Here is an 11069-nt window from a genome sequence, read left to right as displayed (position 1 = left end):
AGCCTGGTGCAATCTGCCCGCCTCAACGGCCATGACCCCTACGCCTACCTCAAGGATGTGCTGACGCGACTGCCGACTCTGCCGGCCAGCCGCATCGGCGAACTCCTACCGCATCGTTGGCAGCCTGAAGGCTGATCGGACGCCCCGCCACCGCGTCAAGACGGGTTGGGCGGACGCTTACGCTAGAAAAACAAAACCCCCGCCGGCGTATGCAGGCGGGGGTTTTTGAATGGGGTAGTCTGACGCTGACCTACTTTCTCACGGGAGACCGCAATATCATTGGCGCGGCTTCGTTTCACGGTCCTGTTCGGGATGGGAAGGGGTGGTTCCAAAGCGCTATGGGCGTCAGACTGTAACTGGTAGGCATGTATTGGTTGCGATCGCTTTTTGGCGATGTGTCGCACACCTTGATTTGCTCAAGGTTATAGGATCAAGCCGCACGGGCAATTAGTACTGGTTAGCTTAACGCATTACTGCGCTTCCACACCCAGCCTATCAACGTGGTGGTCTTCCACGACCCTTTAGCGAGATCAAGTCTCGAGGGAAGTCTCATCTTGAGGCGAGTTTCCCGCTTAGATGCTTTCAGCGGTTATCTCTTCCGGATTTAGCTACCCGGCGATGCCACTGGCGTGACAACCGGTACACCAGAGATCCGTCCACTCCGGTCCTCTCGTACTAGGAGCAGGCCCCCTCAAACTTCCAGCGCCCACGGCAGATAGGGACCAAACTGTCTCACGACGTTTTAAACCCAGCTCACGTACCACTTTAAATGGCGAACAGCCATACCCTTGGGACCGGCTACAGCCCCAGGATGTGATGAGCCGACATCGAGGTGCCAAACTCCGCCGTCGATGTGAACTCTTGGGCGGAATCAGCCTGTTATCCCCAGAGTACCTTTTATCCGTTGAGCGATGGCCCTTCCATACAGAACCACCGGATCACTATGACCTGCTTTCGCACCTGCTCGACTTGTGGGTCTCGCAGTCAAGCCTCCTTTTGCCATTGCACTATCAGTACGATTTCCGACCGTACCTAGGAGACCTTCGTACTCCTCCGTTACCCTTTAGGAGGAGACCGCCCCAGTCAAACTGCCCACCATGCACGGTCCCCGATCTGGATTCACAGATCAAGGTTAGAACCTCAACGACGCCAGGGTGGTATTTCAAGGTTGGCTCCACCGGAACTAGCGTCCCGGTTTCATAGCCTCCCACCTATCCTACACAAGCCCCGTCAAAGTCCAATGCAAAGCTACAGTAAAGGTTCATGGGGTCTTTCCGTCTAGCCGCGGGTAGATTGCATCTTCACAAACATTTCAACTTCGCTGAGTCTCAGGAGGAGACAGTGTGGCCATCGTTACGCCATTCGTGCAGGTCGGAACTTACCCGACAAGGAATTTCGCTACCTTAGGACCGTTATAGTTACGGCCGCCGTTTACCGGGGCTTCGATCAAGAGCTTGCACCCCATCACTTAACCTTCCGGCACCGGGCAGGCGTCACACCCTATACGTCCACTTTCGTGTTTGCAGAGTGCTGTGTTTTTATTAAACAGTCGCAGCCACCGATTCTCTGCGGCCCCATCGCCCTTCGGATGTACTCCTACAAGCTACCGGGGCATACCTTCTCCCGAAGTTACGGTATCAATTTGCCGAGTTCCTTCTCCTGAGTTCTCTCAAGCGCCTTGGTATTTTCAACCTGCCCACCTGTGTCGGTTTGCGGTACGGTCACTCTTTGACTGAAGCTTAGAGGCTTTTCCTGGAAGCTTGGTATCAGTCACTTCGCGAACAAGTTCGCTCGTTATCACCCCTCAGCTAAGCCGCGCGGATTTGCCTACGCAGCACGCCTACAGGCTTGAACCGGGACGTCCAACACCCGGCTGACCTAACCTTCTCCGTCCCCCCATCGCATCAAAGAGCGGTACAGGAATATTGACCTGTTTCCCATCGACTACGCATTTCTGCCTCGCCTTAGGGGCCGACTCACCCTACGCCGATGAACGTTGCGTAGGAAACCTTGGGCTTTCGGCGAACGGGCTTTTCACCCGTTTTATCGCTACTCATGTCAGCATTCGCACTTCTGATATCTCCAGCAGACCTCTCGATCCACCTTCGCAGACTTACAGAACGCTCCCCTACCATGTGTCATAGACACATCCGCAGCTTCGGCTCGTGGCTTGAGCCCCGTTACATCTTCCGCGCAGGACGACTCGACTAGTGAGCTATTACGCTTTCTTTAAAGGGTGGCTGCTTCTAAGCCAACCTCCTAGCTGTCTATGCCTTCCCACCTCGTTTTCCACTTAGCCACGCATTTGGGGCCTTAGCTGGCGGTCTGGGTTGTTTCCCTCTTGACCCAGGACGTTAGCACCCCAGGTCTGTCTCCCGTGCTCGCACTTCTCGGTATTCGGAGTTTGCTATCGCGAGGTAGATCGCAATGACCCCCTCAACGATTACAGTGCTCTACCCCCGAGAGTGATACACGAGGCGCTACCTAAATAGCTTTCGGGGAGAACCAGCTATCTCCGGATTTGTTTAGCCTTTCACCCCTACCCACAGCTCATCCCCTAATTTTTCAACATTAGTGGGTTCGGACCTCCAGCTGGTGTTACCCAACCTTCATCCTGGCCATGGGTAGATCATCCGGTTTCGGGTCTACGCCCTGCAACTAAAGCGCCCTTATCAGACTCGCTTTCGCTACGCCTCCCCTATTCGGTTAAGCTCGCTACAGAACGTAAGTCGCTGACCCATTATACAAAAGGTACGCAGTCACCCCACAAGGAGGCTCCCACTGTTTGTATGCATGCGGTTTCAGGATCTATTTCACTCCCCTCCCGGGGTTCTTTTCGCCTTTCCCTCACGGTACTAGTTCACTATCGGTCGATCACGAGTATTTAGCCTTGGAGGATGGTCCCCCCATGTTCAGACAGGGTTTCTCGTGCCCCGCCCTACTTGTCGTACGCTCAGTACCATCGATTTGCTTTCGCGTACGGGGCTATCACCCTTTATTGCCGGACTTTCCAGACCGTTCCACTAGCAATTCGATTATCACGTACAGGCTCTTCCCATTTCGCTCGCCACTACTTTGGGAATCTCGGTTGATTTCTTTTCCTGCGGCTACTTAGATGTTTCAGTTCGCCGCGTTCGCCTCCGCGCACCTATGTATTGAGTGCGGGATACCTCGTAAGAGGTGGGTTTCCCCATTCGGACATCCCCGGATCAAAGCTTGCTTGTCAGCTCCCCGAGGCATTTCGCAGACTGCCACGTCCTTCATCGCCTGTGATCGCCAAGGCATCCACCACATGCACTTAGTCGCTTGATCCTATAACCTTGAACCCTGACTTGCGCCAGGCGGTTCAGTGTTTGATTCAAACGCCAAATGTTCTACACCCCATCGCTGGTTCAAAGGATGGAATGTAATTTGATGCAATCACAACCTATGAAGCCCAGCGCTCATCACGCTGACTTCATACATGCCTTCCAGATTTTTAAAGATCGACAGCTGACTCAAGAAGAGTCATGAATACAGACCGCATCTGCATTCATGACGCGACTTCGTGCAAAAAAGATTGGTGGAGCTGGACGGGATCGAACCGACGACCCTCTGGTTGCAAACCAGATGCTCTCCCAGCTGAGCTACAGCCCCATATTCTTTGGTACGAGCCGAATCCATCAAAGTTGATGGTGGGTCTGGTTGGATTCGAACCAACGACCCCCGCCTTATCAAGACGGTGCTCTAACCGGCTGAGCTACAGACCCTGCACGTCCGCTGTCTTTACTGAACAACCGATAAGTTGTGGGAGCTCGGCATCTGCTTTGCTCTAGAAAGGAGGTGATCCAGCCGCACCTTCCGGTACGGCTACCTTGTTACGACTTCACCCCAGTCATGAATCCCACCGTGGTAGGCGCCCTCCTTGCGGTTAGGCTACCTGCTTCTGGTGAAACCCACTCCCATGGTGTGACGGGCGGTGTGTACAAGACCCGGGAACGTATTCACCGCGGCATGCTGATCCGCGATTACTAGCGATTCCGACTTCACGTAGTCGAGTTGCAGACTACGATCCGGACTACGATCGGCTTTCTGGGATTGGCTCCACCTCGCGGCTTGGCAACCCTCTGTACCGACCATTGTATGACGTGTGAAGCCCTACCCATAAGGGCCATGAGGACTTGACGTCATCCCCACCTTCCTCCGGTTTGTCACCGGCAGTCTCATTAGAGTGCTCTTGCGTAGCAACTAATGACAAGGGTTGCGCTCGTTGCGGGACTTAACCCAACATCTCACGACACGAGCTGACGACAGCCATGCAGCACCTGTGTTCAGGCTCCCTTTCGGGCACCAATCCATCTCTGGAAAGTTCCTGACATGTCAAGGGTAGGTAAGGTTTTTCGCGTTGCATCGAATTAATCCACATCATCCACCGCTTGTGCGGGTCCCCGTCAATTCCTTTGAGTTTTAACCTTGCGGCCGTACTCCCCAGGCGGTCGACTTCACGCGTTAGCTACGTTACTCAAAGGTTTTACCCTCCGAACAACTAGTCGACATCGTTTAGGGCGTGGACTACCAGGGTATCTAATCCTGTTTGCTCCCCACGCTTTCGTGCATGAGCGTCAGTACAGGCCCAGGGGGCTGCCTTCGCCATCGGTGTTCCTCCTGATATCTACGCATTTCACTGCTACACCAGGAATTCCACCCCCCTCTGCCGTACTCAAGTCTTGCAGTCACAACCGCAGTTCCCAGGTTGAGCCCGGGGATTTCACAGCTGTCTTACAAAACCGCCTGCGCACGCTTTACGCCCAGTAATTCCGATTAACGCTCGCACCCTACGTATTACCGCGGCTGCTGGCACGTAGTTAGCCGGTGCTTCTTCTTACGGTACCGTCATCCTCCGAAGGTATTAACCTCGAAGTTTTCTTTCCGTCTGAAAGAGCTTTACAACCCGAAGGCCTTCTTCACTCACGCGGCATGGCTGGATCAGGCTTTCGCCCATTGTCCAAAATTCCCCACTGCTGCCTCCCGTAGGAGTCTGGGCCGTGTCTCAGTCCCAGTGTGGCTGATCATCCTCTCAGACCAGCTACGGATCGTTGCCTTGGTAGGCTTTTACCCTACCAACTAGCTAATCCGACATCGGCCGCTCCAATCGCGCGAGGTCTTGCGATCCCCCGCTTTCTCCCTCAGGACGTATGCGGTATTAGCGTAACTTTCGCTACGTTATCCCCCACGACTGGGTACGTTCCGATGCATTACTCACCCGTTCGCCACTAACCCAGGAGCAAGCCCCTGGATCCGTTCGACTTGCATGTGTAAGGCATGCCGCCAGCGTTCAATCTGAGCCAGGATCAAACTCTTAAGTTCAATCCAAATTGGCCAAACTCATCATCACTGACGATGTAGTATTGGCACTCAAGTCTTTTGCTACTTCGAAGCCGAAGCTTCGATTGCATTAACCGAGCACCCACACTTATCGGTTGTCCAAATTTTTAAAGATCAACTGCAAACCACTCAACTTCCTACTGCGCACATCCGACTACGTCGTTTGTGCTGAGCCGGCAATCTTACCAACTCCAAAAATTCTGTCAAGCTCAGTTTCGAATTTTCGAAACACTCTCACTCTTACAGAGGAAACAAAACCCCCGCCGGCGTATGCAGGCGGGGGTTTTTGAATGGGGTAGTCTGACGCTGACCTACTTTCTCACGGGAGACCGCAATATCATTGGCGCGGCTTCGTTTCACGGTCCTGTTCGGGATGGGAAGGGGTGGTTCCAAAGCGCTATGGGCGTCAGACTGTAACTGGTAGGCATGTATTGGTTGCGATCGCTTTTTGGCGATGTGTCGCACACCTTGATTTGCTCAAGGTTATAGGATCAAGCCGCACGGGCAATTAGTACTGGTTAGCTTAACGCATTACTGCGCTTCCACACCCAGCCTATCAACGTGGTGGTCTTCCACGACCCTTTAGCGAGATCAAGTCTCGAGGGAAGTCTCATCTTGAGGCGAGTTTCCCGCTTAGATGCTTTCAGCGGTTATCTCTTCCGGATTTAGCTACCCGGCGATGCCACTGGCGTGACAACCGGTACACCAGAGATCCGTCCACTCCGGTCCTCTCGTACTAGGAGCAGGCCCCCTCAAACTTCCAGCGCCCACGGCAGATAGGGACCAAACTGTCTCACGACGTTTTAAACCCAGCTCACGTACCACTTTAAATGGCGAACAGCCATACCCTTGGGACCGGCTACAGCCCCAGGATGTGATGAGCCGACATCGAGGTGCCAAACTCCGCCGTCGATGTGAACTCTTGGGCGGAATCAGCCTGTTATCCCCAGAGTACCTTTTATCCGTTGAGCGATGGCCCTTCCATACAGAACCACCGGATCACTATGACCTGCTTTCGCACCTGCTCGACTTGTGGGTCTCGCAGTCAAGCCTCCTTTTGCCATTGCACTATCAGTACGATTTCCGACCGTACCTAGGAGACCTTCGTACTCCTCCGTTACCCTTTAGGAGGAGACCGCCCCAGTCAAACTGCCCACCATGCACGGTCCCCGATCTGGATTCACAGATCAAGGTTAGAACCTCAACGACGCCAGGGTGGTATTTCAAGGTTGGCTCCACCGGAACTAGCGTCCCGGTTTCATAGCCTCCCACCTATCCTACACAAGCCCCGTCAAAGTCCAATGCAAAGCTACAGTAAAGGTTCATGGGGTCTTTCCGTCTAGCCGCGGGTAGATTGCATCTTCACAAACATTTCAACTTCGCTGAGTCTCAGGAGGAGACAGTGTGGCCATCGTTACGCCATTCGTGCAGGTCGGAACTTACCCGACAAGGAATTTCGCTACCTTAGGACCGTTATAGTTACGGCCGCCGTTTACCGGGGCTTCGATCAAGAGCTTGCACCCCATCACTTAACCTTCCGGCACCGGGCAGGCGTCACACCCTATACGTCCACTTTCGTGTTTGCAGAGTGCTGTGTTTTTATTAAACAGTCGCAGCCACCGATTCTCTGCGGCCCCATCGCCCTTCGGATGTACTCCTACAAGCTACCGGGGCATACCTTCTCCCGAAGTTACGGTATCAATTTGCCGAGTTCCTTCTCCTGAGTTCTCTCAAGCGCCTTGGTATTTTCAACCTGCCCACCTGTGTCGGTTTGCGGTACGGTCACTCTTTGACTGAAGCTTAGAGGCTTTTCCTGGAAGCTTGGTATCAGTCACTTCGCGAACAAGTTCGCTCGTTATCACCCCTCAGCTAAGCCGCGCGGATTTGCCTACGCAGCACGCCTACAGGCTTGAACCGGGACGTCCAACACCCGGCTGACCTAACCTTCTCCGTCCCCCCATCGCATCAAAGAGCGGTACAGGAATATTGACCTGTTTCCCATCGACTACGCATTTCTGCCTCGCCTTAGGGGCCGACTCACCCTACGCCGATGAACGTTGCGTAGGAAACCTTGGGCTTTCGGCGAACGGGCTTTTCACCCGTTTTATCGCTACTCATGTCAGCATTCGCACTTCTGATATCTCCAGCAGACCTCTCGATCCACCTTCGCAGACTTACAGAACGCTCCCCTACCATGTGTCATAGACACATCCGCAGCTTCGGCTCGTGGCTTGAGCCCCGTTACATCTTCCGCGCAGGACGACTCGACTAGTGAGCTATTACGCTTTCTTTAAAGGGTGGCTGCTTCTAAGCCAACCTCCTAGCTGTCTATGCCTTCCCACCTCGTTTTCCACTTAGCCACGCATTTGGGGCCTTAGCTGGCGGTCTGGGTTGTTTCCCTCTTGACCCAGGACGTTAGCACCCCAGGTCTGTCTCCCGTGCTCGCACTTCTCGGTATTCGGAGTTTGCTATCGCGAGGTAGATCGCAATGACCCCCTCAACGATTACAGTGCTCTACCCCCGAGAGTGATACACGAGGCGCTACCTAAATAGCTTTCGGGGAGAACCAGCTATCTCCGGATTTGTTTAGCCTTTCACCCCTACCCACAGCTCATCCCCTAATTTTTCAACATTAGTGGGTTCGGACCTCCAGCTGGTGTTACCCAACCTTCATCCTGGCCATGGGTAGATCATCCGGTTTCGGGTCTACGCCCTGCAACTAAAGCGCCCTTATCAGACTCGCTTTCGCTACGCCTCCCCTATTCGGTTAAGCTCGCTACAGAACGTAAGTCGCTGACCCATTATACAAAAGGTACGCAGTCACCCCACAAGGAGGCTCCCACTGTTTGTATGCATGCGGTTTCAGGATCTATTTCACTCCCCTCCCGGGGTTCTTTTCGCCTTTCCCTCACGGTACTAGTTCACTATCGGTCGATCACGAGTATTTAGCCTTGGAGGATGGTCCCCCCATGTTCAGACAGGGTTTCTCGTGCCCCGCCCTACTTGTCGTACGCTCAGTACCATCGATTTGCTTTCGCGTACGGGGCTATCACCCTTTATTGCCGGACTTTCCAGACCGTTCCACTAGCAATTCGATTATCACGTACAGGCTCTTCCCATTTCGCTCGCCACTACTTTGGGAATCTCGGTTGATTTCTTTTCCTGCGGCTACTTAGATGTTTCAGTTCGCCGCGTTCGCCTCCGCGCACCTATGTATTGAGTGCGGGATACCTCGTAAGAGGTGGGTTTCCCCATTCGGACATCCCCGGATCAAAGCTTGCTTGTCAGCTCCCCGAGGCATTTCGCAGACTGCCACGTCCTTCATCGCCTGTGATCGCCAAGGCATCCACCACATGCACTTAGTCGCTTGATCCTATAACCTTGAACCCTGACTTGCGCCAGGCGGTTCAGTGTTTGATTCAAACGCCAAATGTTCTACACCCCATCGCTGGTTCAAAGGATGGAATGTAATTTGATGCAATCACAACCTATGAAGCCCAGCGCTCATCACGCTGACTTCATACATGCCTTCCAGATTTTTAAAGATCGACAGCTGACTCAAGAAGAGTCATGAATACAGACCGCATCTGCATTCATGACGCGACTTCGTGCAAAAAAGATTGGTGGAGCTGGACGGGATCGAACCGACGACCCTCTGGTTGCAAACCAGATGCTCTCCCAGCTGAGCTACAGCCCCATATTCTTTGGTACGAGCCGAATCCATCAAAGTTGATGGTGGGTCTGGTTGGATTCGAACCAACGACCCCCGCCTTATCAAGACGGTGCTCTAACCGGCTGAGCTACAGACCCTGCACGTCCGCTGTCTTTACTGAACAACCGATAAGTTGTGGGAGCTCGGCATCTGCTTTGCTCTAGAAAGGAGGTGATCCAGCCGCACCTTCCGGTACGGCTACCTTGTTACGACTTCACCCCAGTCATGAATCCCACCGTGGTAGGCGCCCTCCTTGCGGTTAGGCTACCTGCTTCTGGTGAAACCCACTCCCATGGTGTGACGGGCGGTGTGTACAAGACCCGGGAACGTATTCACCGCGGCATGCTGATCCGCGATTACTAGCGATTCCGACTTCACGTAGTCGAGTTGCAGACTACGATCCGGACTACGATCGGCTTTCTGGGATTGGCTCCACCTCGCGGCTTGGCAACCCTCTGTACCGACCATTGTATGACGTGTGAAGCCCTACCCATAAGGGCCATGAGGACTTGACGTCATCCCCACCTTCCTCCGGTTTGTCACCGGCAGTCTCATTAGAGTGCTCTTGCGTAGCAACTAATGACAAGGGTTGCGCTCGTTGCGGGACTTAACCCAACATCTCACGACACGAGCTGACGACAGCCATGCAGCACCTGTGTTCAGGCTCCCTTTCGGGCACCAATCCATCTCTGGAAAGTTCCTGACATGTCAAGGGTAGGTAAGGTTTTTCGCGTTGCATCGAATTAATCCACATCATCCACCGCTTGTGCGGGTCCCCGTCAATTCCTTTGAGTTTTAACCTTGCGGCCGTACTCCCCAGGCGGTCGACTTCACGCGTTAGCTACGTTACTCAAAGGTTTTACCCTCCGAACAACTAGTCGACATCGTTTAGGGCGTGGACTACCAGGGTATCTAATCCTGTTTGCTCCCCACGCTTTCGTGCATGAGCGTCAGTACAGGCCCAGGGGGCTGCCTTCGCCATCGGTGTTCCTCCTGATATCTACGCATTTCACTGCTACACCAGGAATTCCACCCCCCTCTGCCGTACTCAAGTCTTGCAGTCACAACCGCAGTTCCCAGGTTGAGCCCGGGGATTTCACAGCTGTCTTACAAAACCGCCTGCGCACGCTTTACGCCCAGTAATTCCGATTAACGCTCGCACCCTACGTATTACCGCGGCTGCTGGCACGTAGTTAGCCGGTGCTTCTTCTTACGGTACCGTCATCCTCCGAAGGTATTAACCTCGAAGTTTTCTTTCCGTCTGAAAGAGCTTTACAACCCGAAGGCCTTCTTCACTCACGCGGCATGGCTGGATCAGGCTTTCGCCCATTGTCCAAAATTCCCCACTGCTGCCTCCCGTAGGAGTCTGGGCCGTGTCTCAGTCCCAGTGTGGCTGATCATCCTCTCAGACCAGCTACGGATCGTTGCCTTGGTAGGCTTTTACCCTACCAACTAGCTAATCCGACATCGGCCGCTCCAATCGCGCGAGGTCTTGCGATCCCCCGCTTTCTCCCTCAGGACGTATGCGGTATTAGCGTAACTTTCGCTACGTTATCCCCCACGACTGGGTACGTTCCGATGCATTACTCACCCGTTCGCCACTAACCCAGGAGCAAGCCCCTGGATCCGTTCGACTTGCATGTGTAAGGCATGCCGCCAGCGTTCAATCTGAGCCAGGATCAAACTCTTAAGTTCAATCCAAATTGGCCAAACTCATCATCACTGACGATGTAGTATTGGCACTCAAGTCTTTTGCTACTTCGAAGCCGAAGCTTCGATTGCATTAACCGAGCACCCACACTTATCGGTTGTCCAAATTTTTAAAGATCAACTGCAAACCACTCAACTTCTTACCGCGCACACCCGACTGCGTCGTTTGTGCTGAGCCGGCAATCTTACCAACTCCAAAAATTCTGTCAAGCTTTTTCGATTTCGCGAACATCTCGCCGCAAAACCGAATCACTTAAACTTGCTGCCGAGAAACGTTTGTTTC

General features: G+C 53.6%; 1 protein-coding gene, 4 tRNA genes and 6 rRNA genes. 1 reads left to right on the top strand and 10 read right to left on the bottom strand.

Annotated features, from left to right (window positions below):
• Positions 1 to 135, top strand: a 135-nt coding sequence (locus OPU71_RS20820; RefSeq protein WP_267730009.1) for a transposase domain-containing protein, incomplete at its 5' end; no start/stop codon positions are given.
• 102 nt (positions 136 to 237) lie between these two features.
• Here the strand turns inward: OPU71_RS20820 and rrf (OPU71_RS20815) are convergent.
• The 10 genes from rrf (OPU71_RS20815) to OPU71_RS20770 form a co-directional block, all read right to left on the bottom strand.
• A 5S ribosomal RNA gene (gene rrf / locus OPU71_RS20815) occupies positions 238 to 350 on the bottom strand.
• Positions 351 to 426: 76 nt separating this feature from the next.
• Positions 427 to 3312: ribosomal RNA gene (locus tag OPU71_RS20810) — 23S ribosomal RNA — on the bottom strand.
• 248 nt (positions 3313 to 3560) lie between these two features.
• Positions 3561 to 3636 (bottom strand) — tRNA-Ala (locus tag OPU71_RS20805).
• 36 nt (positions 3637 to 3672) lie between these two features.
• Positions 3673 to 3749: transfer RNA gene (locus OPU71_RS20800), tRNA-Ile, on the bottom strand.
• Between the two features lie 66 nt (positions 3750 to 3815).
• A 16S ribosomal RNA gene (locus OPU71_RS20795) occupies positions 3816 to 5346 on the bottom strand.
• Positions 5347 to 5662: 316 nt separating this feature from the next.
• Positions 5663 to 5775 (bottom strand): 5S ribosomal RNA (gene rrf / locus OPU71_RS20790).
• A gap of 76 nt (positions 5776 to 5851) precedes the next feature.
• Positions 5852 to 8737, bottom strand: a 23S ribosomal RNA gene (locus OPU71_RS20785).
• A 248-nt stretch (positions 8738 to 8985) separates the two neighbouring features.
• Positions 8986 to 9061, bottom strand: a tRNA-Ala gene (locus tag OPU71_RS20780).
• Between the two features lie 36 nt (positions 9062 to 9097).
• Positions 9098 to 9174 (bottom strand) — tRNA-Ile (locus OPU71_RS20775).
• 66 nt (positions 9175 to 9240) lie between these two features.
• Positions 9241 to 10771: ribosomal RNA gene (locus OPU71_RS20770) — 16S ribosomal RNA — on the bottom strand.
• The 16S, 23S and 5S rRNA genes sit together here with 4 tRNA genes alongside, the layout of an rRNA operon.
• Positions 10772 to 11069: the final 298 nt, after the last annotated feature.

The sequence above is a fragment of the Niveibacterium sp. 24ML genome (assembly GCF_026586805.1).
Classification (GTDB): domain Bacteria; phylum Pseudomonadota; class Gammaproteobacteria; order Burkholderiales; family Rhodocyclaceae; genus Niveibacterium.
This window is presented reverse-complemented; position numbering and strand designations above follow the sequence as displayed.